Annotated in this window: 22 protein-coding genes and 1 pseudogene; 14 read left to right on the forward strand and 9 right to left on the reverse strand. The window is 73.4% G+C overall.

The window, feature by feature from the left end; all coding sequences use genetic code 11:
- Positions 1-17: 17 nt before the first annotated feature.
- The 3 genes from BMY97_RS27415 to BMY97_RS27425 are packed head-to-tail and all read right to left on the reverse strand — an operon-like array spanning position 18 to position 3,597.
- On the reverse strand, positions 18-1,658 hold the full coding sequence (locus BMY97_RS27415) for a right-handed parallel beta-helix repeat-containing protein (protein ID WP_091621682.1): 1,641 nt from the start codon (positions 1,656-1,658) through the stop codon (positions 18-20).
- Positions 1,658-2,314, reverse strand: a complete 657-nt coding sequence (locus BMY97_RS27420; RefSeq protein ID WP_091621684.1) for a helix-turn-helix transcriptional regulator — start codon at positions 2,312-2,314, stop codon at positions 1,658-1,660. Before BMY97_RS27420 ends, BMY97_RS27415 begins: the two co-directional genes overlap by 1 nt.
- The gene (locus BMY97_RS27425) at positions 2,311-3,597 is read right to left on the reverse strand and encodes a hypothetical protein (RefSeq protein ID WP_091621685.1); all 1,287 of its coding nucleotides are present in this window, start codon (positions 3,595-3,597) and stop codon (positions 2,311-2,313) included. Before BMY97_RS27425 ends, BMY97_RS27420 begins: the two co-directional genes overlap by 4 nt.
- 194 nt (positions 3,598-3,791) lie before the next feature.
- Here BMY97_RS27425 and BMY97_RS27430 point away from each other — a divergent pair, with 194 nt between their 5' ends.
- From BMY97_RS27430 to BMY97_RS27475, 10 genes are all read left to right on the forward strand, one after another.
- A complete protein-coding gene (locus BMY97_RS27430; protein ID WP_177231577.1) occupies positions 3,792-4,475 on the forward strand; it encodes a response regulator transcription factor in 684 nt (227 codons plus the stop codon).
- Positions 4,472-5,737: a sensor histidine kinase gene (locus BMY97_RS27435; protein WP_091621688.1), complete on the forward strand. Its 1,266-nt coding sequence runs from the start codon at positions 4,472-4,474 to the stop codon at positions 5,735-5,737. Before BMY97_RS27430 ends, BMY97_RS27435 begins: the two co-directional genes overlap by 4 nt.
- Positions 5,738-5,855: 118 nt before the next feature.
- Complete coding sequence (locus tag BMY97_RS27440; protein WP_143086306.1) at positions 5,856-7,979, forward strand: fibronectin type III domain-containing protein; 2,124 nt, start codon at positions 5,856-5,858, stop codon at positions 7,977-7,979.
- A 4-nt stretch (positions 7,980-7,983) separates the two neighbouring features.
- Entirely contained in the window at positions 7,984-8,946 is a 963-nt protein-coding gene (locus tag BMY97_RS27445) for an AAA family ATPase (RefSeq protein WP_091621693.1), read from the forward strand.
- A gap of 146 nt (positions 8,947-9,092) precedes the next feature.
- Positions 9,093-10,175, forward strand: a complete 1,083-nt coding sequence (locus BMY97_RS27450; protein WP_245787517.1) for a DUF58 domain-containing protein — start codon at positions 9,093-9,095, stop codon at positions 10,173-10,175.
- Positions 10,172-12,364 carry a transglutaminase TgpA family protein gene (locus tag BMY97_RS27455; RefSeq protein WP_245787518.1) on the forward strand — a complete coding sequence of 731 codons (2,193 nt, stop codon included), beginning with the start codon at positions 10,172-10,174 and terminating at the stop codon, positions 12,362-12,364. Before BMY97_RS27450 ends, BMY97_RS27455 begins: the two co-directional genes overlap by 4 nt.
- Positions 12,365-12,410: 46 nt before the next feature.
- On the forward strand, positions 12,411-12,734 hold the full coding sequence (locus BMY97_RS27460) for a YbaB/EbfC family nucleoid-associated protein (protein ID WP_091621699.1): 324 nt from the start codon (positions 12,411-12,413) through the stop codon (positions 12,732-12,734).
- Positions 12,735-13,052 carry a hypothetical protein gene (locus BMY97_RS27465; protein ID WP_091621701.1) on the forward strand — a complete coding sequence of 106 codons (318 nt, stop codon included), beginning with the start codon at positions 12,735-12,737 and terminating at the stop codon, positions 13,050-13,052.
- A 16-nt stretch (positions 13,053-13,068) separates the two neighbouring features.
- Positions 13,069-14,166: a WXG100-like domain-containing protein gene (locus BMY97_RS47245; protein WP_091621704.1), complete on the forward strand. Its 1,098-nt coding sequence runs from the start codon at positions 13,069-13,071 to the stop codon at positions 14,164-14,166.
- A gap of 16 nt (positions 14,167-14,182) precedes the next feature.
- Positions 14,183-14,647 carry a hypothetical protein gene (locus BMY97_RS27475; protein WP_143086307.1) on the forward strand — a complete coding sequence of 155 codons (465 nt, stop codon included), beginning with the start codon at positions 14,183-14,185 and terminating at the stop codon, positions 14,645-14,647.
- Between the two features lie 9 nt (positions 14,648-14,656).
- Here the strand turns inward: BMY97_RS27475 and BMY97_RS27480 are convergent, their stop codons facing one another.
- On the reverse strand, positions 14,657-14,947 hold the full coding sequence (locus BMY97_RS27480; protein ID WP_245787519.1) for a YbaB/EbfC family nucleoid-associated protein: 291 nt from the start codon (positions 14,945-14,947) through the stop codon (positions 14,657-14,659).
- Between the two features lie 121 nt (positions 14,948-15,068).
- Between BMY97_RS27480 and BMY97_RS27485 the strand changes: the two are divergent.
- Positions 15,069-15,314: pseudogene (locus tag BMY97_RS27485) on the forward strand (YbaB/EbfC family nucleoid-associated protein); the annotation flags it as partial.
- Here the strand turns inward: BMY97_RS27485 and BMY97_RS27490 are convergent.
- A complete protein-coding gene (locus BMY97_RS27490; protein WP_091621708.1) occupies positions 15,287-15,682 on the reverse strand; it encodes a hypothetical protein in 396 nt (131 codons plus the stop codon). The pseudogene BMY97_RS27485 and the gene BMY97_RS27490 overlap by 28 nt on opposite strands.
- Positions 15,654-16,190: a WXG100-like domain-containing protein gene (locus BMY97_RS27495; RefSeq protein ID WP_091621711.1), complete on the reverse strand. Its 537-nt coding sequence runs from the start codon at positions 16,188-16,190 to the stop codon at positions 15,654-15,656. The genes BMY97_RS27490 and BMY97_RS27495 overlap by 29 nt, the downstream gene beginning before the upstream one ends.
- Before the next feature lie 25 nt (positions 16,191-16,215).
- Between BMY97_RS27495 and BMY97_RS27500 the strand changes: the two genes are divergently transcribed.
- Positions 16,216-16,527 (forward strand): hypothetical protein, encoded by a 312-nt coding sequence (locus BMY97_RS27500; RefSeq protein WP_091621713.1) that lies wholly within the window; start codon positions 16,216-16,218, stop codon positions 16,525-16,527.
- Positions 16,528-16,551: 24 nt separating this feature from the next.
- Entirely contained in the window at positions 16,552-17,841 is a 1,290-nt protein-coding gene (gene mycP, locus BMY97_RS27505; RefSeq protein WP_091621715.1) for a type VII secretion-associated serine protease mycosin, read from the forward strand.
- 4 nt (positions 17,842-17,845) lie between these two features.
- Here the strand turns inward: mycP and BMY97_RS27510 are convergent, their stop codons facing one another.
- The 3 genes from BMY97_RS27510 to BMY97_RS27520 form a co-directional block, all read right to left on the reverse strand.
- Positions 17,846-18,052 carry a hypothetical protein gene (locus BMY97_RS27510; protein ID WP_143086308.1) on the reverse strand — a complete coding sequence of 69 codons (207 nt, stop codon included), beginning with the start codon at positions 18,050-18,052 and terminating at the stop codon, positions 17,846-17,848.
- A 148-nt stretch (positions 18,053-18,200) separates the two neighbouring features.
- Positions 18,201-18,497, reverse strand: coding sequence for a WXG100 family type VII secretion target (locus BMY97_RS27515; protein WP_091621721.1), 297 nt, complete (start codon positions 18,495-18,497; stop codon positions 18,201-18,203).
- 1 nt (position 18,498) lies between these two features.
- A complete protein-coding gene (locus BMY97_RS27520) occupies positions 18,499-18,846 on the reverse strand; it encodes a WXG100 family type VII secretion target (RefSeq protein ID WP_091621723.1) in 348 nt (115 codons plus the stop codon).
- Between the two features lie 182 nt (positions 18,847-19,028).
- Here BMY97_RS27520 and eccCa point away from each other — a divergent pair, with 182 nt between their 5' ends.
- Positions 19,029-22,991 (forward strand): type VII secretion protein EccCa, encoded by a 3,963-nt coding sequence (gene eccCa / locus BMY97_RS27525; RefSeq protein ID WP_091621726.1) that lies wholly within the window; start codon positions 19,029-19,031, stop codon positions 22,989-22,991.
- The last annotated feature ends 1 nt before the right edge of the window (position 22,992 follow it).

The following is a 22,992-nucleotide window of genomic DNA, read 5'->3' on the forward strand; positions in this document are numbered from 1 at the left end:
AGCGTAGTGCCTCCGGATCAGCTGGTGGCAGCCTGGACGTCCGCGGCCGTCAACGTCCGCAGCTCCGAGGTCTCCGGCATCCGGCCGAGGCCGCGCAGGCGTTGCGACTGGGCCTTGCGGGCGCCTTCGAACGAGCGCCGCGCGTCGCGGGCGTTGCCGAAGCCGGGCGAGCCCGTGATCCGGTCGAAATGGCTCAGCAGCAACGGTTTCGTGTCCGCTTCGAGCAGGTAGTCGCCTTCGGCGGCCATCCGCTGGACGATCTCGAGCAGGTCGGGCGGGGTGTAGTCCTCGAACTCGATGGTCTTCGCGAACCTCGAAGCCAGCCCCGGGTTCGCGGCCAGGAACCCGGCCATCTCCCCGGTGTAGCCCGCGACGATCACCGCCACCTGGTCGCGGTGGTCCTCCATCAGCTTCACCAGGGTGTCGATCGCCTCCTGCCCGAAGTCGCCGCCACCGCCGGTCGGGCGCGAGAGGGTGTACGCCTCATCGATGAACAGCACGCCGCCGAGGCATTCCTCGAACACGACCGACGTCTTCTCCGCGGTGTGGCCGATGTACTGGCCGACCAGGTCGCGGCGGGACACCTCGCGGAACTGCCCGCCTTCGAGCACGCCCAGCTCGCGCAGCAGGCTGCCGTAGGTGCGGGCGACCGTCGTCTTACCGGTGCCGGGGGCGCCGGTGAAGATCAGGTGGTGGCTCACGGTGCCGACGGCCAGCCCGGCGTTGCGCCGCCACTCGTCGACCTGGATCTCGTCGACGACCGCGCGCACCTCGGCCTTCACCGCCCGCAGGCCGACCATCTCGTCGAGCCGGCTGAGCAGTCCGTCCAGGCCTTCCGCCGCGCTCGCCGCCGCGGACGGGGCGACGACCGTTGGCGTCGCGCCCTCGGCGAGGTCCAGCGCGGGTTCGGCGGTGTTCTCGAGCGGGCAGGCCTCCACCTGCCCGCCGCAGTCCGGGCCGAACGACATCCCGGCGCCGGCCACGTCGTGCACCTTCGTCCGCCGGATCGTCGGCACACTGCGGTGCGCGACGGCGATCCCCGCCCCGGTCGTCCGCGAGACGTCGCAGCCTTCGACCACCGGGCGGGCGTACTGGTAGAGGTACATGCCGCGGTGCCCGCAGCCGGCGATCGTGCACCCGACGACCTCGGGGTCCGCGCCGAGCCCGATCACCAGGCCGTCGCCGGTGACGTCGCGGATGTCGCAGTTTTCGATCCGCCCGGACGAGCTTTCCACCACCACGCCCTGCTCGGCGCCGCTGATCGTGCACCGGCCGAGGGTGAACTTGCGGCAGCCCCGCACGCTCACCGCCGGACCGCCGCGCGCGGACACCGTGCACCGCTCCAGCGTCAGCTCGACGTCCTCGGCCTGGACCGCGGTGACCTCCGCGGCCACCTCGATCCCTTGCAGCGTAAGGAAACCACCGCGGACCTTGAGCGTGGCCCAGCTCGCGCCGGTGCCGTCGAGGCGGACCGTCGCGCCCGCCGCGGCCCGCATCGTCAACCGGCGCTCGACGAGTTCGAACGTCTCCTCGTAGCTGCCGCCGGCCACTGAGATGGTGGCGTCGTCGGGGGCGGCGCGGACGGCGTCGCCGATCGTCGCGTACGCGCCCTGTTGCCCGGGCGCGACGAGCAGGGTCCGGCTCGTCGCCGCGGTCATCAGCTCGCCCGCTCGGCGAGCCAGCCGCGGTCGGCGGCCTTGGCCCCGGCCTGGAAGCGGCTGCGCGCGCCCAGCCGGTTCATCAGGTCGGCGACGGTCCGGCGGACGGTGCGCACCGAGATACCCAGCTGCGCGGCGGCGGCCGCGTCGGTGTGGCCCGCCGCGAGCAGCTTCAGCAGCTCCCGTTCCCGCTGATCGCTTTCGGCGTCGCCGGGCAGGCAGTTCGCCGACAGCGGGACGGCGGTCGGCCACAGCCGTTCGAACAGCTCGACCGCCGAGGTCACCACTCCGGGCAGGTGGAACGCCGCGGCCCCGGTGCGGCCGGCCGGCAGCACGACCACGGTGCCGTCGATGACCAGCGCGTCCAGCGGAACCCGGGGCACGGTGCGGGTCGCCGCGCCGGCCAGGGTCAGCTCGGCGAGCCGGGTGGACAGCCGCGGCGCGGTGCGGGCGGTGTCGGGCGCGAGCACGCGGTAACGCACGCCGCGCCGCAGGTTGTCCAGGTCGCCGGGGCGGACCAGGCCGATCGGGTCCGGCCCGGCGACCGAACGGGTGCTCATCACCAGTACTTCGAACGACGCCTGCGCGAGCAGGTCCTGGATTCCGTTGCCGGGCGCGCCGGAGAGCGGGCGGGGCTGGTCGAATGCGAGGGTCATCGCGGGAAACCTCCGATCGGGAGCGACGCGGCCACCGCGGAGAAGTGGGCGCCGTCGAGGCGGGACAGCCGGATGCCGGCCGGGGTGAGGAGCTGGGTGAGCCGGGCCGAGGTCACGTCGAGCGCCGCCTCGGTGGTGGCCGCGAGCCGCAGCACGGCGGAGCGGCGGCCCCCGGTCCGCGCGGCGAGGGTGAGCGTCACCGCGACCCCGGAGACCGGGGCGAGCAGCCGGACGGTGAGCGCGGTGGCCACCGGGTCGGCGAGCCCGGCCCAGCCGTCGAGCGTGAAACAGGCTTGGGAGACCGGGCCGGTCCGCCAGAACCGCCAGTCCTCACGCAGTTCGTTGCGGCCGCCGGTGACGTGCGCGAGCGCGGTGAGGGCGGCGAACGCGGCCTCTTCCGACGGCGGCCCGGCGGTGATGCCGGCCCGGTTCAGCGCCCGCCGGATCCGGCGGACCGCGTTGCGCAGCGCCAGTTCCAGCTCGGGGTCGCCCGGCACGTCGGCGGTGCGGACGGCGTGCACGCCCAGCCAGAGCCGCGGCGGCGCGTCCGGCCGGGTCCCGGCGTGGAACGCGGCCTGCACCACGAACTCCGGGTCGTCTTCGGTCGCGGGCGGCAGCAGGGCGGCCGGGCCGGGGAAGGCGCGGGGGTCGACGGCCTTCTCCGGGCAGACCATGGCGGTCAGGCCGTGCGCGTGGCTGATCGCCGGGGTCGCGCCCTGCGCCGTGTCCAGCGTGCCGATGGTCGAACCGGGCAGCAGCAGCGAGATCAGGGCCTCGGCCTTGGCGGGCGAGTCCGGCAGATCGTGCCGCCGGCCCCGCAGGGTGAACCGGGAGGCGAGGCCCGCGAGCTGGTACAGCCAGCGGCCGTCGACGCGGATCGCGGTCAGCGCGAGCACCATGGCCGCGCCGACGGAGACCGCGGTCAGCACCGGCCACGGCCGGTCGAGGCAGGCCAGCACGGCGACCACGGAAACCTGCCAGCAGACCACCTGGGCCGGCTCGATCCGCGTGGCCGGACGGGTGGTCTTGGCTTTCGGGGCCGCCGTCCGGACCGGCGCGGACGGCGCCGGGGCCGGGGGTGGTGGTGGCAGCATCGGGGGCGGGGCCAGCACTCGGGGCGCGGCGGGGGCGTACGTACGCGGCGGGGCGGGAGTCCGGGCGTATGCCGGGGCCGCGGTCGCCGCCGCCGAGACGACCAGCACCGGAGTGCCCGCCGCCCGCGTCGCGCCGCTCGCGTCCGCCGAAGGCCGGGCCAGCGCGCCGACCTGCTCACGACCGTCCACAGTGCACCCCCCGAGCGGGAGTGGCCGCTTGTGGCCACCTTGCCGTCTTCGGGTGATCCGGGCGGGCGGGCACGCTAGCGTACGAGCACACCGCCTGGTCCGATCCGGGGAAGATCATCGAGCCACCTCCTCGTCACCGTGCTGGACTCGCGTTGGGCGGAATACGATCACCCGCTACATGAGGTTTCGATGACATGAGGCAGCCGGTGCGAGTACTGCTCGTCGAGGACGACGAGAACCTGCGGGCCGCGGTGCGCGCCGAACTGGGCGCGGCCGGGTTCGACGTCGTTGTGGCCGCTGACCTGGCCGGAGCCGACGCCGAGCTGCGGGCCGACGGGTTCGCCTGCGTGGTGCTGGACCGGATGCTCCCGGACGGCGACGCGCTGGACTACGTGCGCCGGCGCCGGCTCGAGGGGTGGGACGCGCGGGTGCTGTTCATGACGGCGCGCGACCGCGCGTCCGACCGGATCGACGGGTTCACGCACGGGGGTGACGACTACGTGGTCAAGCCGTTCTCGGTGGCCGAGCTGACCGCGCGGGTGCGGTCGCTGGCCCGCCCGGGCGGCAGCCGCCCGCCGGTGCTGCGCTTCGCCGACCTCGAGATCGACTGCGCGCGGCGGGAGACCCGGCGCGCGGGCGCGTTGCTCACGCTCTCCGGGCGCGAGTTCGCGGTGCTGGAGTACCTGGCCGTACACCACGAGCAGGCGGTTTCGCGCAGCGACCTGATCGACCACTGCTGGGACGAAAGCGCGGACCCGATGTCCAATGTGGTCGACGCCGTGGTGAAACGGCTGCGGCGCAAGCTGCGTGAGCCGAGCCTGATCCACACCGTGCGCGGCCGCGGGTACCGGTTCGGCTTCGCGGACCCGGCGTCGTGAGCCGGTCCGCGGCCGACCGGCTGCGCGGCCTGCGCCGGCTGCTCACCCTGGTCTTCACCGGGATCAACGCGATCGGGCTGATCGTGTTCGCCTGGCTGCTGGTCAGCAACGACGACCGGCAGGGCGACCAGCAGCTGGACGCCCAGCTGGAGCGGGTCACCGCCGTGGTCGCCCGGCTGCTCCAGTTCGACGCCACGAACGGCACCCTGACCACCGGGTTCGTCGCGCGTGATCAGCTCAACGACGAATGCCCGCAGTTCGCCGTCCTGCCCGGCGCGTCCGGGGACTTCCCGGCTTACACCAGCGCGCAGCAGTGCGTGCAGGTCGACCTGCCGCTGCTCGGCGGATTCGCCGACGAGGCGGCCCGCAGCGGGAAGATCGAGTACGGGCAGATCCGCGGCGCGGGCGACCGGCGGCTGCGGATGCGGGCCGAACCGGTGCGCAGCACGTCGGGCCAGTACATCGGCGCCGTCGTCGCGGTCACCGACGGGCAGGCCACGTACGACGATCACATCCGCTACACGCTTTTCGTGTTCGGCGGCTGCCTGGTGCTCATCGGCGGGCTGGCGCTGGCCGGCCACTTCTTCGCGGGCCGCGCGATCCGTCCGGCGGCGGCCGCGCTGGAACAGCAGGAGATCCTGCTCGCCGAGACCGCGCACGACCTGCGCACGCCGGTCGCGGCCCTGCGTGCGCTCGCCGAGACCTCGCTGCGCCACCCCGACCAGACCCGGGAGCTGCTGCCGCGCACCGTCCAGCTCGCGTCGCGGATGGGCGGGATCATCGACAGCCTGCTCGTCCGCGCGCGGCTCGCGGCGGGCGTCGACGACCTGGCGATCCAGCCCGTCTGGCTGGACCAGCTGGTCACCGGGCTGGTCGAGGACACCCCGGCCGGCGGCGCCAGCGTCACCGTGACCGCCGCCCCGTCGCTGGTCCAGGTCGACCCCGGGCTGGTGCAGCGGGCGATCGGGAACCTGCTGGACAACGCGCTGCGCTACGGCCGTCAGCCCGATCAGCCCGCGATCGTGCACATCACCGTCGCCGGCGGGCGGGTCACGGTCGCCGACCACGGGCCCGGCGTCGAGGACGCCGTCGCCGACGGCACCCTCGACCGGTTCACCAGCGGCAGCGGCTCGACCGGCCTCGGCCTGTCGATCGTCCGCTGGGTCGCCCAGGCCCACGGCGGCTCGCTCGCGGTGTACAACGCCGACGAGGGCGGCGCGATCTTCGAGCTCGTGCTGCCCGTGGCCAGCCCGCGCGCCTGACCTGGGGCGCGACGAATGTGGCACTGGGGCGCTCGGGTGTAACCGGATCGCGGCGGAGAGTGGCCCTTTCCGGCCATAGCCGGGACCCCTCCCCGCACTCCCGGCTAACCTGCCGTCCGTGAGCGAGAACACTCGGCGCAACTCGTCAAGAAAGACCGTGTCTTGGCGGACCCGGCTGCCCGTGATCGCCGTTGTGGTGGTCGCGGCCGCCGCGGTGACCGCGGCCGTGACCGGCGCGGCGAAACCGCTGCCGGGGATGCGGGTGGTGCCCGGCGGGCACTGGGTCTACAACTCCGTGCTGCAGGCCGCTTTCCACCTCGACGGCGGCACCGCGGGGATCGACGCGCAGGCGGCGGTGCCGGGTGATCAGGGCAGCCAGGTGGTGCAGGGCGACACCAACGGCTACGTCGTGGGCGATTCGCGCATCAGCCGGTTCGGCAAGTCGGACCTGACGGCGGGCCCGGCGGTCGCGCCGCCGTCGAAGGAGGTCCCGCTGGGCCTCGAGACGGCCGGCGGCCCGTACCTCGTCTACCGCCAGGCCGGGCAGGTCGTCCGGCTCGGCGACCCGTCCGCCACGATGTCGGCGGGCGGCCCGATCAGCGACGCGGTCGCCACCGCCGACGGCACGGTCTGGCTGCTGCGCGCCGGCTCCGGCCTCATCTGCCGGCTGGACCAGGGCGCGGACCGCGTCACGTCCTGCCCGGTCGTGCTGCCGGCCGGGCACACCGGCTCGCTGACCGTCGTCGGGGACCAGCCGCACTTCGTGGACACCACCGACGCCACCCTGCGCGCCGTCGGCACCGGCGGGCTCGGCGACGCGGTGTCGATGGGCCTGGCCCCCTCGGCCAACCTGCGTCCGGCGGCGAACGACGTGTCCGGCCGCGTGCCGCTGCTCGACCAGCAGACGAACCGGCTCTACCTCGTCGATCCCGCGCCGAAGCCGCAGAAGCCGGTGGCCGTCCAGCTCCCCGCCGGGCAGTACGACGGACCGGTGGCCGGCGGCTCGGTCGTCGCGCTGGTGGACCGCTCGTCGGGCACCCTGCTCACCTTCGACGGCACCGGCAAGCAGGCCGACGCCAAGCCGATCCCGCCGGGCGCGGGCACTTCGCGGCTGGACCGCGGTGAGGACTCCCAGGTCTACGTCGAGGGCGGCCAGGGCACCCACGTGCTGGTCGTCGGCAAGGACGGCAAGGTCACCGACGTCCCGGTCGTGCCGCCGCCGGTCAACAAGCCCGACCAGCCGGCCCCGGGCCAGCCCGCGCCGCCGCAGCCGGGCACCCTGCCCCCGGTCGAGCAGCGGGGGACGGGCGATGCCGCCCCGAAGCCGGATGTCAACGCGGGTAACAAACCCGGCCCCGCCCGTACCCCGGAGAAGCCGGCCAAACCGGCCAAGCCCCCGGCGCCGCCCGCGGTGCCGGCCAGCCCACCGGGAGCGCCGCCTTCGGTGTCGGCCACCGGCGGCGCCGGCTCGGCGACGGTCAGCTGGGGCGCCGCGGCGGCGAACCGCGCGACCGTGACGTCCTATCAGATCAGCTGGTCCGGCGGGTCGAAAACCGTCGGTGGCGGCACCCGTCAGGCCAGTATTCCGGGGCTGAGCAACGGAACCCGCTACACCTTCACCGTGGTCGCGGTGAACAAGGCGGGCACCGGACCGGGCGCGTCGGCCTCGGCCACTCCGGCCGCGTCGGCGTCCGCGCCCGGGCTCACGGCGACCTATCGCAACGGCGGCGCGTCCCTTTCGTGGACGCAGCCGGACCTCGGCGGCGGCCAGCTGGTGAACTACCTGGTGACCGGCACCGGACAGGCGCAACAGACCGTTTCCGGCACCACGGCGACGTATTCCGGGCTGGCCGCGGGGAAGTCCTACACCTTCACGGTGCGGGCGGTGACCAAGACTCCGGACGGCGAGACCCGCAACGGGGCGACGGCGTCGAAGTCGATCACGGTTCCGGCGCAGTCGGTCAGCATCAGCCGGGGAGCCAAAACCAGCTCGTCCAACTGCAGCAAAGATTGTTATCAGGTGAATGTCTCGATGACGGGCTTCGAAGCGAACACGAAGTACGACATCCAGCTCAGCTCATCCAGCAACAACAACGTCCAGACCGAATCCACCACCACCAACGCGAGCGGCTCGGCGAACTACAACCAACTCGACTACGACGTGGCGGGCGAGACGATCTATGTTCAGGTCATCGCGCCCGACGGCACTATCGTGAAGTCCAACTCGATCACCTGGAAATGAACCGATGACTCCAGAAATCGCGCCCGGCGCCGTTTACGAGCGCATCGCGGCGAATGTCCACAGTGTACTGCGGGGAAAGCCGCAGCTGGTCCGCCTGGCGATCGCCGCGGTGTTCGCCGAGGGGCACCTGCTGGTCGAGGACGTGCCGGGGGTCGGCAAGACGACGCTGGCCCGCTGCCTGGCCCGCAGCGTCGGCGGCTCGTGGAACCGCATCCAGTTCACGCCCGACCTGCTGCCCGGCGACATCACCGGCGTGCCGGTGTACCACCAGCGCGCCGAGCGGTTCGAGTTCCACCCCGGCGGGATCTTCGCGAACGTGGTGGTCGCCGACGAGATCAACCGCGGCACGCCGAAAACCCAGTCGGCGCTGCTGGAGGTGATGGGCGAGCGGACGGTCACGGTGGACGCGGTCCGGCACGAGGTGCCGCGGCCGTTCCTCGTGGTGGCCACCCAGAACCCGATCGAGATGGCGGGCACCTACCGGCTGCCCGAGGCGCAGCTGGACCGGTTCCTGATGCGGCTGGAGGTCGGTTACCCGGATCTCGCGTCCGAGGTCAAGGTGATCATGGGCGACTGCGCCGGGATCGGCCCGGACGAGCTGTCGCCGGTGGTCGACATCCCGACCCTGCAGCAGGCCATCGCACAGGTCCGCGCGGCCCATGTGGACGGTGCGGTTTGCGAGTACGCCGCCCGGCTCGCCGCGGCCACCCGCACCCACGCCGCGCTGCGTTACGGCGCCAGCCCGCGCGGCAGCATCGCGCTCATCCGCGCGGCGCAAGGACTCGCGGCCACCTACGGCCGCGGCTTCGTGACTCCCGACGACGTCAAGGAGATCGCGCAGCCGGTACTGGCGCACCGGCTGATCCTGACCACCGACGCGGAGCTGAACAACCGCCGTCCCGCCGACGTCGTCGACGAGGTGCTAGCCACGACCCCGGCCCCGGCCGGCACGGCAGCGAGGGCCTGATGCTCAGGCTGCTGTGCCGTTCGTTACTAATCCGACTACAGCCACGGCGGAAACGGGTCCCTACGAGCGGATCGGCTGCAGCCCGTGTCCGCCTACTTCCGGTCGGATTAGTAACGCGGCGCGGCCTCGGCGTCCTGGCGGCCACGGTGGTCCTCTTCGCCTTCGGTCAGCTGGCCGGTTATCCGCTGTTCCTCGCGATCGCGGGCGCCGGGGCCGGGGCGCTGGTCGCGGCGGCCGCGGTGACGGGACGGCGGCCGCGGGTGTCGGTCAGCCGCGAGGTTTACCCCGATCGGGTCGAACGCGGCCGTCCGGCGTTCGCCAAGCTGCGCGTGCACAACCCGACCGGACGGCGTCAGGGCGCGTTCAGCGCGGGCGACCGGGTCGGCACCGGGTTCCACAGCGTCAGCGTGCGCGCGCTGGCCGCCGGCGCCGAGGCCGTCCACCACTACGACCTGCCCACGGAACGCCGGGGCAAACACCAGGTCGGCCCGCTCACCCTCGACCGCGGCGACCCGCTCGGCCTCGGCCGGCGGCGGCTGACCACCGGCGAGACCGCGACCCTGTGGGTGCACCCGAGGATCCACGTGATGCGCGCACCCGCCGGCGGCCGCCCGCGGCACCACCACGAGGGCGCGGCGGTCGACGAACGGCTGCGCGGCTCGTTCGACCTGCGCGAGGTGCGTGAATACGTGCCCGGCGACGAGGTCCGCCACCTGCACTGGAAGGCGACCGCGCGGACCGGGCAGCTGATGGTCCGCGATTACGTCGACCCCGACCAGCCGCGGTTCACGGCGCTGCTCGACACCCGCGTCCAGGGCCCGTTGCTGGAGGAGGCGGTGGACCTGGCGGCGTCGCTGGTCGCGGCGGCCGCGCGGGCGGACCAGCCGGCCCGGCTGGTCACCGCGGGCGGCCTCGACATCGACACCGGCGGGGGCGCCCCGGCGCTGCGGCGGCTGCTGGACGCGCTGACGGTGCTGACGCCGTCCGGGGATTCCGCGCTGGTGCCCGAAGACCTGGTCCGCTCCGGGGTCGGCGGGCTGGCCGTGGTCACCGCCGGCGGCACGGCCGCGGACCGCGCCGCGCTGGCCGCCCTGCGGGGCCGGTACTCCACCGTGGTCGTGTTCGTCCTCGGCGACGCCGGTTCGCTGCGCGGCCTCCCGGACACCACGGTGCTGCCGGTGGCCAGTGCCGCCGACGCCGCCCGCCGCTGGAATGCGATCGCCCGATGAGTCTACAGTGGACGGTCAGCCTGGCCGACCGGCTGCGCCCGGCCCCCGCCGTGAAGGAGTCCATGCCCGCGCACGAAGCGGTGAAGGAGTCCTTACCGGTGTCCGACGCGGTGAAGGGGGCGTTCACCGCGCGCAGCGGGGCGACAGCGCTGGTGCTGCTGGCCACCGGGCTGGCGGGGATGTTGTTCGCGCCGGTGTTCGGGATCGCGGCGCTGGCGCTGCCGATCGTCGTGGTGGTGGCGGTTTCCTTCGGGGTCACCGAGTTGTGCACCCGGGTGGCCGCGCTGACGCCGTGGCGGCCGTTGCTCATGCTCCTCGTGGGGCTCCTGGCCTTGGGGGAGCTCGAGTTCGGGCCCGGGCTGCCGGACGCGGAGATGCTGCGCGGCCTGCTCAACGGCTTCACCCAGTCCTGGCAGCTGACCCTCCAGTCGACCTGGCCGGCCCGGCCGGACCCCGAGCTGCTCCTGTTCGTCCCGCTCGCCGTGCTGGTCGCCGCGATGCTGAGCGTGGAACTGCTGCGCCGCCCGGCTGTCGCGCTGATCCCCGGCCTGGTGGTCGCCGGGCTGAGCCAGGCGTACGTCCCGTTGACCGGGCCGGCCGCGACGGCGGCAGGGCTCGCGTACGCCGTGGTCGCCGGGGCGCTGCTGATGCTGACCCGCCGCCACGGTGCCCGGGCGGTGTTCCTCGTCCCGACCGCGGTGCTGGCGGTGGCCGTCTCGGTCGGCGTCACGGCGATCGACCAGGGCGCGCAGCCGCCGCTGGCGATCCAGCACGAAGCCGCGCCGCTGCCGCCGCTGCGGGTCAGCGACCCGCTCGACGGGATCGCGGACCGGCTCACTCACCCGGCCGTGCCGGTGTTCAGCTACACCGGCGCCGCCCCCGTCGACCGCTGGCGGCTGGCCGTGCTCGACGATTTCGACGGCGTCACCTGGCGTTCCGATGAGGGCTACCGCCGGCTGGGCGCCTCCCTCGGTGACGCCGCGCACCAGGTGCGGATCACCGTGCCGGCGTCGACGGACGGGCCGTGGCTGCCGAGCCAGCCCGAGCCGGTCGCGGTCGGCGGTGTGGCGCCGCTGGTCGATCAGAGCAGCGGCGTGCTGCTGCTGCCGGACCGGACCGGGCCGGTCAGCTACGAGCTCGGCTGGCGGGAACCCACTGCCTCGAACGATCTCCTGGACGCCGGGATCGACCCGGCCGCGGTGACCGGCGGCGTCGGCCAGGTGCCGGCCGGGGTCGCCGAGCTGGCCCGGACCGCGACCAGCGGGCTGCGGCCGTCGTTCCGCGCCGCGCTGGTGCTGGAGCGCTACCTCGCCGAGCACTACCAGCGCGCGACCGGGCCGAAGCTGCCCACCGGCAGCGGCTGGACCCAGCTGCGGACCTTCCTGTTCAGCACTAAGGCCGGCACGAGTGAGCAGTTCGCCGCCGCGTACGTGGCGCTGGCCCGGATCACCGGTATCCCGGCGCGGCTCGCGGTCGGCTTCCGCACGCCGGCCGGGGTTTCCGGGAGCACCACCGTCCACAATGGAGACGCGTTCGCCTGGCCCGAGGTGGCGGTCGCGGGGGTCGGCTGGGTGCCGTTGGACCCGGCCGGCGGCGCGGCCGGTGGTTCCGCCCAGTCCCAGGCCGGGCTGGCCAAGGCGACCGCGCAGGCGCGGGCCGAGCTGCCGCCGCCTCCCCAGCTGCGGGACCCGGACCTGCCGAAGGGCGACCAGGCCGACGCCGGCGACGGTTCGTCCGGTGGCTGGCTGCCGGTCCCGCCGTTCTGGCTGCTGATCGGGCTCGCCGCGCTGGTGCTGCTGCTGGTGCTCGCGATCCCGGTGCTGCGCCGGGTCCGGACGGCTCGGCGGCTCCGCCGGACCGGCGCGGACGCCGTGGTCGCCGCCTGGCGGGAAGCGCGAGATCTGCTGCGGGCGCACGGGATCGCCGTGCCGCGGGGAGCGACCGTCCGGGATCTGGCCGGGCTCCTGCCGTCCACAATGGACAGCTCGGTGGCGGAGGGCCTGGAATGGCTGGCCCGTCAGGTGGACGTCGCGCTCTGGTCCGGCGGCGCCGCCGACGACGGCACGGTTTCCCAGGCGTGGTCGGCGGTCCGGGCCATCCGCAAGGGCCTGGCCGGGACGCCGCTGCGCACCCGGCTGCGGGCCGCGTTCGAGGTGCGCAGCCTGGTGACCGAGCCGGCTGGCAGCTAGCGGCCAGCCGGGGCCGGACCGGGCCTCCGGCGGCGAAACTGACTGCATGACCGATGCCGAGCAGATCCGGCGGGTACGCGCCGAGCTGGCCGAGCTGGAGGAGCCCGCCGAATCCCCGGACGGGCTGGTCGCGGTGACCGTTGGCGCGCAAGGGCAATTGCGGTCGCTGTGGCTCGACCCGCGCGTCTACCGGAATCAGGACGCCGCGGCGCTGGCCGAGGACATCGTCGAGGCCGTGCGCGAGGCGGCCGAATCCGCCGGAGCACGCGCCCTCGCCATTGCCGAACCCGTGCTGGCACCCGGCGACACCGACCCGTTTCTCGGTCCGGCGTTCGCCGCGCTGGACCGGTTCACCCGCCAGGAGGCCTAGATGACCCAGGGTTTGAACATGGACAGCGGCGGCACCACCGGGGCGATGAGTTCACTCGCCTCCGCGGACGCCGACGTCGAGCAGGCCTGGTCGGGCGCCCGCGGCCAGATCGACGGGCTCGGCGGGCAGCTGGGGCAGGGCACGCTCGGCCAGGCGTTCATGGCCGGGTACCGCCCGGCCGTCACCCAGATCGACCAGACGGTCCAGCAGACGGTCGCCGCCGGGCTGAAGCTCGCCCAGGCGGGCCACGAGTCCATCGCGGACTACGTGCGCGCGGACAACCAGGCCGCCTCTTCGTTCACCATGCTGCACCACTGAGTCGAGGGGGAGACAGATGCCGGTCGCCGAACCCACCGATCCGTTGTACGTCGCCGCGAAGGGCTGGTACGACGGCTGGCCGAAGGACAACGAGGAGACCGCCTGGCAGCTGGGCCTGACCTGGGCCCAGGCCGGGGAGAAGATGGCCACCGCGGGCACCACGCTCGGCCAGGTCGGGCAGACGGTCACCACGGCGTGGGCCGACCCGGCGGGCGCCGCCGCGGCGGGCAAGATCAGCGCGCACGCGCAGCAGGTCGCCGGCCTGCCGGACAAGCTGCAGACGGTCGGCATGCTGGTGGACACGTACGCGACCGCGTTGATGAACACGAAGAACGAGATCGTCCAGACCATCCAGTCCAACTCGGGGATCTACGCCTCCCTGCCCTACGACTGGCTGAAGTCCGCGTTCGCCCTGAACGTCTCCTCCTCCATCCGGACGGCGGTGGACAAGGAGGCGGGCGAGCTGCAGAAGGTCAAGGTCCAGGGGCTGAACGCGTCCGCGAAGCCGTCGATAGCCAAGGACGGCAAGGAGTTCAGCTACAAGGGCGAGGCCAATCTGGAGAAGGCCACCGGTCAGGGCCAGGTGCTGGGCGGCACGGGCTCGTGGGAGCTGACCACCGGCGCCAACGGGTCGGTTTCGGCCGGGGCCAACACCCAGAAGGGCCTGTACGCCAAGGCTGAGGCCGGGGCCGGGGTCAGCGGGAACCTCGCCCTCGCCGGGACGGCGGGACCGGTCGCCCTCGGTGGCAAGGTCGACGGCTTCTACGGGCTCAAGGGCAGCGCCGGCGGGAATGTCAGCCTCCAGGGCGCCCAGGTCAAGGCCGACGTGCTGCTGGGTGGCAAGGTCACCGCACGGGGCCAGGCCTCCTACGGCGGGGTCACCGTCGGCGGTTACGTCGAAGGCTCGGCCGGCATCGGCGCCAAGGCGGAGTGGGGGATCGGGAAGGGCGAGGACGGCAAGTACCACTTCGGCGGCGGTGGGAACCTGACCGCGGGACCCGGTGGCGGCGGCGGCTTCGACATCGCGGTGGACCCGGCGGAGGTCGGCAAGTCGATAAGCCAGGCCGAGGAATCGATCGGCAACTACGGTAAGCGCCTGGCCGGCGGCTTCTAGCAGAGGAGACCCTGAGATGAGTACGACTGTGCCGTTGGAGTTCACCGTGCCGACCGGCTGGGTGCAGGTGGCCGCCGACACGGTCGGCGCGCCGGAGGGCTCGGCGGTGCTGCTCGACGCGGCCACCCGGGGCTCGGGCTTCACCACGAACATCACCGTCGGCGGTGAGGAGGAGCCGGCCGGGCGCCGGCCGGCCGACGTGGCCGACGACGTCCTGCGTGACCTGGAGGCAGCCGCGACGGACGTGGTGACCGACGGGCGTGACGTCCTCGAAGACCCCGACGGCCGGGAAGGCCTGGTGCAGCAGGTCCGGCTGACCGCCGAGATCGACGGGGCACGGTACCGGCTCGTGCAGTCCCAGGTCTTCCGGCCCCTGCCGGGCGCGGTCCTGCGGATCGTGCTCACCGCGACCGAGGACCGGTTTCCCGTGCTGATCAAGGACTTCGAGGCGTTTGTCGGCACGGTGCGGCAGCGTCGTTGACCGGGTCCCTCAGCAGCCGGTCGACGGCGTGAGCAGCTTGCCCCCGATGCGCGCGATCTCGGCCTCCGCCGCTTCGGCCGCCGCGTGCACGGTGTCGGCGATCGCCGTGGTCAGGGCCTGGGAGTCGCTGGAGCGGTAGATCCGCGGGTCGAGCTCGAGTTCCAGCAGCCGGCCGTGGCCGTCGGTGGTCGCCCTGATCAGCCCGTCCGGCGAATCCGCGATGCCCCGGACCTCGGTCAGGGCGTCGCGGATTTCCCTTAGTGCCGAAGTGAGTTCGCGGTACCGCAGTTGTCCGTCCACAATGGTCTCCCCGGGTCGTTTGCCACCAGTCTGGCGGTTCTGCCGGCGCCACGGGCCGGGCTGACCGGAACGTGCCAGCCCGGCCTGAAACCCTTGGTGGCGAAGGAGACTCGCTCACGATCTCGCCGGAGTCGAGGGCGTCGCCGAGTCGGAAGACCGGTTCGTCAGCGCGACCGTCCGCCGCGACCGCAGCCTGCGGGAGCTGTGGCTCGACCCGCGCGCGCTTCGCGGCCGTGACCCGGAGGCGCTGGCCGCACAGATCTTGGAGACGGTGCGCGCGGCCACCGAGGACGCCGACCTCGCCTTCGACCCGGTGCTCGCGGAGCTGGACCGCCGGGCTCAGCGCGCCTTGCCCAACAGGTCGTAGATGCTGCCGGTGGTGGCCAGGTTCTTGCTGTCGTCGGAGGTGTTGCCCCCGGTCTGCTCGATGATCGTGGGGATCTGGGGCACCACGCCGGCAGCGCCCTGACCGGCCGCGGCGGCGCTCTGGCCCCACTCCTCGCTCTTGTCCAGCCGGTTCGCCAGGCCCGAGCCGGATTCCTCCCAGGCCGGGGCGATCGCCGCGCCCTCCTTGTTGGCCGCTTCGATGCCACGGTTGAGCCCGCCTTGCCCGCCGTTGTAGGGGATGTGGCCCGCGGCCGCCGCCCCCGCGGCTTCCTTGACCCCGACTCCGATCACCTTCGCCGCGCCGTACCCGCCGGCGAACTCACCGCCGAGCCCGACCCAGTCCCACACCGTCGGCGCCAGGCTGAGCCCAGGGACCCTGCGACTTGCCGACGGCAGTGGCCCCGACGCGCGCGGCGGCCTGGTCGATCAGGCCCTTGACGTCGGCGCCGACCTGCTGGACGAGGCTCTGGGCCGTTACCTGGCCTGCGCCGCGGGGCAATGTCGCAAAGGACGCGTACACGCTGATGTTCGGCGTGACCGCCTGGACGATGTTGTTCTTCGTGGCCGCCACTTCGGTGGCGAACACGGTGACGGCGGTCGCCATCTGCTGCATCGTCTGCCCGAGCGCGGCCCCGACCTGGCCCAGCTTGCCGACTTTCGCGCCGAAGGCGGCGCCGGCCGGGTCGGCCCAGGCGGTGGCCACGCCGCTGCTGTCGGTCTGTCCCGCGGCGGTGAAGCCCTTGGCCCAGGCTGCGGCGAGCCGCGTGACGGCGTCCTCGTTCGTCTCCGGCCAGCCGGAGATCGCCTTGACCTGCGGCCAGAATCCGTTGGTGGCGGGTGGTTCGGCGACCGGCATCAGCGCGCCCCCTTATCTCGGCGCCTTGGGCATCGCGCCGCACGTAGTCCTGGGCGCAGCTCTGGCCGACCTCCGAAAGCTGTTGGTGGCGACCGGGAATCCGATCGGCCGCGATCGCCGGCCCGCTGCCCTGCCAGGCGGCCGTGAGCTGCTGCCCGGCCTGGGCGATCCGCTGGAGCCGGCCCTGCATCGCGTCGGTGTCGAGGTACACGCATTCGCCGCCGGCGGCCGTCACGACACGGTCCAGTTCGAGGTCCAAGAGGTCGCCGCGGCCGCCGACGGTGGCGTGGACGAGGCCGCCTTGACCGCTTCCGGCCAGCGGCGGCCACCGCCGTGATGGCCGGGGGACCATCACGGGACTATGAAACGAATCGTCGCCCTGCTCGCGCTGGTCCCGGCGCTGCTGGCCTTGACGACGTCGCCCGCGCGGGCGGCGGCGCCACCGGCCGGCGCCTGCAGCAACGCCGACCCCGCGCACAACGTGATCGTCCAGCAGCCGTGGGCGCAGCAGCTGCTCGACCCGAAACGGGTGTGGCCGCACAGCACCGGCGCCGGGGTGCTGGTCGCGGTCGTCGACTCCGGCGTCGACTCGGACCACCCGCAGCTGAGCGCGCCGGGCAAGGTGCTGCCCGGCCGGGACTTCTTCTACGCCGGGGACCTGCCGGGGAACTACGACTGCGTGTCCCACGGCACGGCGGTCGCCTCGATCATCGCGGCCGACCCGGTGGCCGGAGTGGGTTTCGCCGGGATCGCGCCGGGCGCGCGGATCCTGCCGGTGCGGGTCACCGACCGTTCGCTCAACGACAGCGGCGAGCCGCAGCCGATCGACCCCGAGGCCGTCGGCAAGGGCATCCGTTACGCCGCCGACCAGGGCGCCAAGGTGATCAACCTGTCGCTCTCGGGCTACAGCGACCTGCCCCCGGTGCGTGACGCGGTCGGTTACGCGGAGTCGAAGGACGCGCTGATCGTCGCGGCGGTGGGCAACCGCGAGCAGAACGCCGCGGGGACCGCCTCGTTCCCGGCCGGCTACGACGGGGTGCTGGGCGTCGGCTCGATCGACATCGCGGGCGCGCGGGACGACAGCTCGCAGATCGGCCCGTACGTCGACCTGATGGCGCCGGGCAAGAGCGTGGTCGCGGCGACCCGCGTCGCCGGGCACGACTACTGGGAGGGCACCAGCTTCGCGGCCCCGTTCGTCGCTGGCACGGCGGCGCTGGTGCGGGCCGCGTGGCCGGGCTTGACCGCGCCGCAGGTGGCAGCGCGGCTGATCGCCACCGCGAGTATGGCCCGTGGTGGGGCGGGCAGCCAGGAATACGGTGCCGGCGTCGTCGACCCGTACCGCGCCGTGACCGAGGGCCTGACCGGGGCACCCGCGGTGCTGCCCGCCGTCGCGCCGCAGGTGGTCGACCTCGCCGCCGAGCGGGAGCACAGCTGGTGGGCGCGGGCCGGTGCCAAGGCCGAACTCCTCGCCGGGGTGCTGCTGCTGGTGCTGGTGCTCGCCCTGGTCTTCGCGCTGGTCGCCCGCCGTGGCCGCGGCCGCCGCTGGCGCGCCGGACGGTCCGCGCCGCGGCTGGTCACCGCCACGCGGGAGGAGCCGCCGGAGCAGATGTTCCTGTTCCCGCCGCCCGCGGTGGAGCGCCCGCCGTCCTGAGCCTTCAGTCGGTCCCGATCAGGTGCAGGAGCGCGAGCACCAGCACCAGTGCGATGCCCACGCCCTGCGCGACCTTGGCCCACGGGGGGACCGGAGCTCCGGCCTTCGTCGCCGAGCGGGTCTTGACCAGGGCGACCACCAGCAGAATGCAGCCGATCGGCCCGAGTACGACGCTCAGCCAGTCGATCATCACCGGGTTCATCAGGGGCACCTGTTTTCCTTGAGGCGACAGCTTGTCCGCGCCATTGTCGTGACGCTCGAGGGGACCGGTCCCGCCGTTGGCACCCTCCTGCCACCCGGCACGGGAAGCGGGCCCCCCGCCGTGGCGAGGAGCCCGTTTCCCGTGTGTCCATAAAGGACTAGATGGTCACGCTGCCCACGCGGGCCTTGGCCGCCGACAGTGCCTGCTGCAGCTCGCCGTTGGCCTTGACCACGCCGCCGCGCAGCGCGGTCAGCATGTCCTGCTGGGCGGTCGAGACCTGCTGCCAGGCCTGGTTCACCTCGGTGAACTGGCCGCCGGCCTGGTCCAGCCAGTCGTTGGCGGTGGCGCCGGACGCGGTGCGCCAGGTGTCCATCTCCTGCTGCACCTTGCCGACCGTGCCCATGATCTGCGAGGCCAGCGAGTCGAGCTGGCCGAAGTTGCCCTTGATCAGCATGTCAGGCTCCCGCCGAGTTGAGCGCGCCACCGAACGGGGACATCCCGCCGGCCGCGTGCAGGCCGGACGCGCTGGCCTGGTCGGCCATGTCGTAGGTGTTGGACGAGTACTTCGTGTTCTCGCCGAGGTGGTTCAGCGCCGCGGTGAGCCGGGTGATGCCCTGCTCCCAGTTCGCGTGCGCGGCGTCGAACGCCGGGCGCGCGGTGCCTTCCCACTGGCCCTTGAGCGCTTCCACGGTCGGCCGCAGCGCGGCCTGGTGCGACTGGATGTTCGTGGACACCGTGCCTGCCATCTGCGCGCCGCGCTGGAGGCTTTCTGTGACGCCGTGAAGCTGGTCGCCGTTCGGCATGGGGCTTGCTCCTTTCCCACTGAATCCCACTGGAATGGGTGCACCGGCAGTCGGTGCCCGCGATCCGAAGCTAGGCCCGCGCCCGGGGGCCCGGGGCGGCCGAGGCCTGTTCCTGCCACCACCGCCCGACGGCCCGGACCGGCGGTGATGATTCGCCGGGAGACCCTTTTCAGGAGGCAGACGTGGCGACAGTCGTGGTGCGCAGGCCGGCCCGGCGTCCGGCCCCGGAGATGCCGTCGGGCGAACTGGTGCTGGACGCGCCGCCGGAGCTGCCGGCCGCGCCGGGGCGCGGGTGGACGCAGGTGCTCACCGTGCTGCCGATGGTGGCCATGATGGGCGCGATGGTGCTGTTGTTCAGCGGCTCCGGCAGCTTCGGCGGCGGCAACAACACCATGCGGTACGTGGTGTTCGGGCTCTTCGGGGTCGCGATCGTCGGCATGCTGCTGCTGTCGTTCCTCAACGGCGGCGGCGCGTCCAAGCGGGAAATGGGTTACGCGCGTCGGATGTACCTGCGCGAGCTGGCCCAGCACCGCATGCGCGTCGCCCGCACGGCCCGGCGCCAGAGCGACGCCCTGTGGTACCTGCACCCCGAGCCCGACGCGCTCTGGTCGGTCGCGGCGAGCCACCGGCTGTGGGAGCGCCGCCGGACCGACCCCGATTTCGGCGCGGTCCGGATCGGGCTGGGCCGGCAGAGCCTGGCCACTCCGCTCGTCGCGCCCGACACGAAGCCGCTGGAACAGCTGGAACCGTTGTCCGCCTTGGCTTTGCGCCGATTCATCACCACCTACTCGGCCATCGACGGGCTGCCGCTCGCGCTCGCGATCGACGGCTTCGCCCGGGTCCACCTCGGCGGTGACCAGGAGCGGGCGGTCGGACTGGTGCGGGCGATGCTCGCGCAGCTGGCCACCCTCCAGTCGCCGGACGACCTGCGGTTCGCGGTCTGCGTGGCGCCGGAGCGGCTGCCCGACTGGGAGTGGGTCAAGTGGCTGCCGCACGCGCTGCACCCCGAGCGGACCGACGCCGTCGGCCCGTTGCGGCTGGTCGCCACCGCGATCACCACGCTCGAGGTGATGCTGGAGGACGTGCTCGCGAACCGGCCGCGGTTCGACCCGATGTCCTCGTCGCGGGTGTCCGGGCCGCACCTGGTGGTGGTGCTCGACGGCGGCTCGTTCGCCGGCTCGGACCACCTGATGACCGTCGGCGGCGTCGAGGGCGTCACCATGGTCGACCTCACCACCGTGCCGCCGAACACCCCGGAGCCGACCACGCTGGTGCTGGACGTCGGGCCCGACGGCACGCTGACCAACCTCGCCGGCCTCGAAGAGACCGAGCTGGGCCAGGCCGATCAGCTGCCGTTGCCGACGGCCGAGGCGCTGGCCCGGCAGCTGGCCCCGCTGCGGCTCACCGCCGCTTCCCGCGGTGAGCAGCCGTTGAGCGCCGAACTCGGCCTGGACGGGCTGCTGGACCTCGGCGACCCGTTCGCCTTCGACCCGGCCGACACCTGGCTGCCGCGGCCGAGCCGCGACCGGCTGCGCGTCAAGTTCGGCATCCGGCCCGACGGCACCCCGATCGAGCTGGACCTCAAGGAGTCCGCGCAGGACGGGATGGGCCCGCACGGGCTGCTGATCGGCGCCACCGGCTCCGGCAAGAGCGAGCTGCTGCGCACCCTGGTCCTCGCGCTGGCGATCACCCACTCGCCGAACACGCTCAACTTCGCGCTGATCGACTTCAAGGGCGGCGCGACGTTCACCCGGCTGGACAAGCTGCCGCACACCAGCGCGGTGATCACCAACCTCGCCGAGGAGCTGCCGCTGGTCGACCGGATGACCGAGGCGATCAACGGCGAGCTGATCCGGCGTCAGGAGCTCCTGCGCGCGGCCGGGAACTTCTCGTCCCTGCGCGACTACGAAAAGGCCCGCAACTCCGGCGCCCCGCTGCCGGAGGTCCCGACGCTGCTGGTGGTGTGCGACGAGTTCAGCGAGCTGCTCTCGGCCCGGCCGGACTTCATCGACATGTTCGTCCAGATCGGCCGCGTCGGCCGGTCGCTCGGCGTGCACCTGCTGCTCGCCTCGCAACGGCTGGAAGAGGGCCGCCTGCGCGGGCTCGACACGCACCTGTCCTACCGCATCGGCCTCCGGACGTTCTCCGAGATCGACAGCCGCGTGGTGCTGGGCGTGACCGACGCGTTCACCCTGCCCCGCGCACCCGGGCACGGCTTCCTGAAGTTCGGCGACGAGCCGATGGTCCGGTTCCGCTCGGCCTACGTCTCCGGCGTGCACACCGCGGGCGCGGTCGTCGGCGGCACCGGCCCGGACCGGCTGCCCGGCATGCAGGCCTACTCCACCGCGTACGTCGCGCCGCCGGTCGAGGAGGACGAGCAGGTCCGCCCGGCCGACGACCCGGACGAGGCGATCGGCGAGAGCCTGATGGACATCCTGGTCGACCGGTTCGCCGGCCGCGGGGTGCCCGCCCACCGGATCTGGCTGCCGCCGCTGGCCGAGCCCTCCACTGTGGACGGTCTGCTCGGGCCGGCCGTGGTGGACCCGGTCCGCGGCCTCCAGGCGGGCGACGCCGGCCTGCGGGGCAGCCTCAAGGCGGTCGCGGGGGTCGTCGACCGGCCGCTGGACCAGCGGCGCGACCCGCTGGTGCTGGACCTGTCCGCGGCGGCCGGGCACCTGGTCATCACCGGGGCGCCGCGCTCGGGCAAGAGCACCGCGCTGCGGGCCGTGATCACCTCCCTTTCGCTCACCCACACCCCGCGTGAAGTGCAGTTCTACTGCCTGGACTTCGGCGGCGGCGGGCTCGCGTCGCTGCGCGGGCTGCCGCACGTCGGCGGGGTCGCGGGCCGCCAGAGCGCCGGCGCGGTCCGGCGCACGGTCGCCGAGGTGTCCACCGTGCTCGCCGAGCGGGAGCGCCGGTTCGCCGAGGACGAGGTCGACGGGATGGCCGCCTACCGCGAGCTGCGCCCGGACGACGACCCGTACGGCGACGTGTTCCTGGTGGTCGACGGCTGGCCCACGCTGCGCAAGGACTACGAGGACCTGGAGGACGTGATCGGCGCGATCGCCGCCCGCGGGCTGGCCTACGGCGTGCACATCCTGGCGTCCTGCTCGCGTTCGTTCGACATCCGCCCGACCGTGCGCGACCTGTTCGGCAGCCGCATCGAGCTGCGGCTCGGCGATCCGGTGGACACCATGGTCGACCGGATGAGCGCGCTGAACGTGCCGGAGAACTCGCCCGGGCGCGGCATCACCAGCACCGGGCACCAGCTGCTGATGGCGCTGCCGCGGATCGACGGCCTCGAGACCGTCGACGACCTGCCGCGCGGAGTGTCCACAATGGTCACCGCGGTGGCCGAGGCGTGGCCGGGCGAGCCCGCGCCGAACGTCCGGCTGCTCCCGGCGAAGCTCGCCTTCGAAGCCCTTCCGCCCCGCGACGATCCGGCCGCCCACCGGCTTTCGATCGGTATCGCGGAGAAGGACCTGGCGCCGGTTCAGCTCGATTTCTCCGCGGACGCGCACCTGCTGCTGCTCGGCGACGCCGACTCCGGCAAGACGGCGTTCCTGCGCACGCTGGCCCGGCGGATCACCGACTCCTACACCCCGGACCAGGCGCGCGTGCTCCTGGTGGACCACCGTCGCGGGCTGCTCGGCGAAGTCGGCCCGGACCACCTGCTCGGCTACGGCACGGATCTGGCCACCACCACGCGGCTGATGAACGACGCGGCGCGGGCGATGGCCGAGCGGCTGCCGGGCCCGGACGTCACCCCGGAGCAGCTGCGCGCGCGGAGCTGGTGGCAGGGACCGGAGCTGTTCGTGCTCGTCGACGACTACGACCTGGTCGCGTCGGTGATGGAGAACCCGTTCCTGCCGCTGATGGAGTACTTGGCGCAGGGCCGCGACATCGGGCTGCACGTGGTGCTGACCCGTCGCTCGGGCGGCGCCGGACGCGCGTTGTTCGAACAGTTCCTCGCGCGTGTGCGCGACGTCGGCTCGCCCGGGCTGATGCTGTCGGGCGACCGAGAGGAGGGCCCGCTGCTCGGTGGGCTCAAACCCGAGTCCCTGCCGCCAGGACGCGGCAGGCTGATCACCCGTCGTGAGGGTGCCCGGCTGCTTCAGCTGGCCTGGCTGCCGCCGCGCGAGTGAC

The organism is Amycolatopsis saalfeldensis (assembly GCF_900110575.1).
Taxonomy (GTDB): domain Bacteria; phylum Actinomycetota; class Actinomycetes; order Mycobacteriales; family Pseudonocardiaceae; genus Amycolatopsis; species Amycolatopsis saalfeldensis.

Bases quoted from the DNA above. Each gene is read 5' to 3' on its own strand.
- BMY97_RS27415 (WP_091621682.1), bottom strand. From the start codon at position 1,658: ATGACCGCGGCGACGAGCCGGACCCTGCTCGTCGCGCCCGGGCAACAG.
- BMY97_RS27420 (WP_091621684.1), bottom strand. From the start codon at position 2,314: ATGACCCTCGCATTCGACCAGCCCCGCCCGCTCTCCGGCGCGCCCGGC.
- BMY97_RS27430 (WP_177231577.1), top strand. From the start codon at position 3,792: ATGAGGCAGCCGGTGCGAGTACTGCTCGTCGAGGACGACGAGAACCTG.
- BMY97_RS27445 (WP_091621693.1), top strand. From the start codon at position 7,984: ATGACTCCAGAAATCGCGCCCGGCGCCGTTTACGAGCGCATCGCGGCG.
- BMY97_RS27455 (WP_245787518.1), top strand. From the start codon at position 10,172: ATGAGTCTACAGTGGACGGTCAGCCTGGCCGACCGGCTGCGCCCGGCC.
- BMY97_RS27460 (WP_091621699.1), top strand. From the start codon at position 12,411: ATGACCGATGCCGAGCAGATCCGGCGGGTACGCGCCGAGCTGGCCGAG.
- BMY97_RS27465 (WP_091621701.1), top strand. From the start codon at position 12,735: ATGACCCAGGGTTTGAACATGGACAGCGGCGGCACCACCGGGGCGATG.
- BMY97_RS47245 (WP_091621704.1), top strand. From the start codon at position 13,069: ATGCCGGTCGCCGAACCCACCGATCCGTTGTACGTCGCCGCGAAGGGC.
- BMY97_RS27475 (WP_143086307.1), top strand. From the start codon at position 14,183: ATGAGTACGACTGTGCCGTTGGAGTTCACCGTGCCGACCGGCTGGGTG.
- BMY97_RS27495 (WP_091621711.1), bottom strand. From the start codon at position 16,190: ATGCCGGTCGCCGAACCACCCGCCACCAACGGATTCTGGCCGCAGGTC.
- mycP (WP_091621715.1), top strand. From the start codon at position 16,552: ATGAAACGAATCGTCGCCCTGCTCGCGCTGGTCCCGGCGCTGCTGGCC.
- BMY97_RS27515 (WP_091621721.1), bottom strand. From the start codon at position 18,497: ATGCTGATCAAGGGCAACTTCGGCCAGCTCGACTCGCTGGCCTCGCAG.
- BMY97_RS27520 (WP_091621723.1), bottom strand. From the start codon at position 18,846: ATGCCGAACGGCGACCAGCTTCACGGCGTCACAGAAAGCCTCCAGCGC.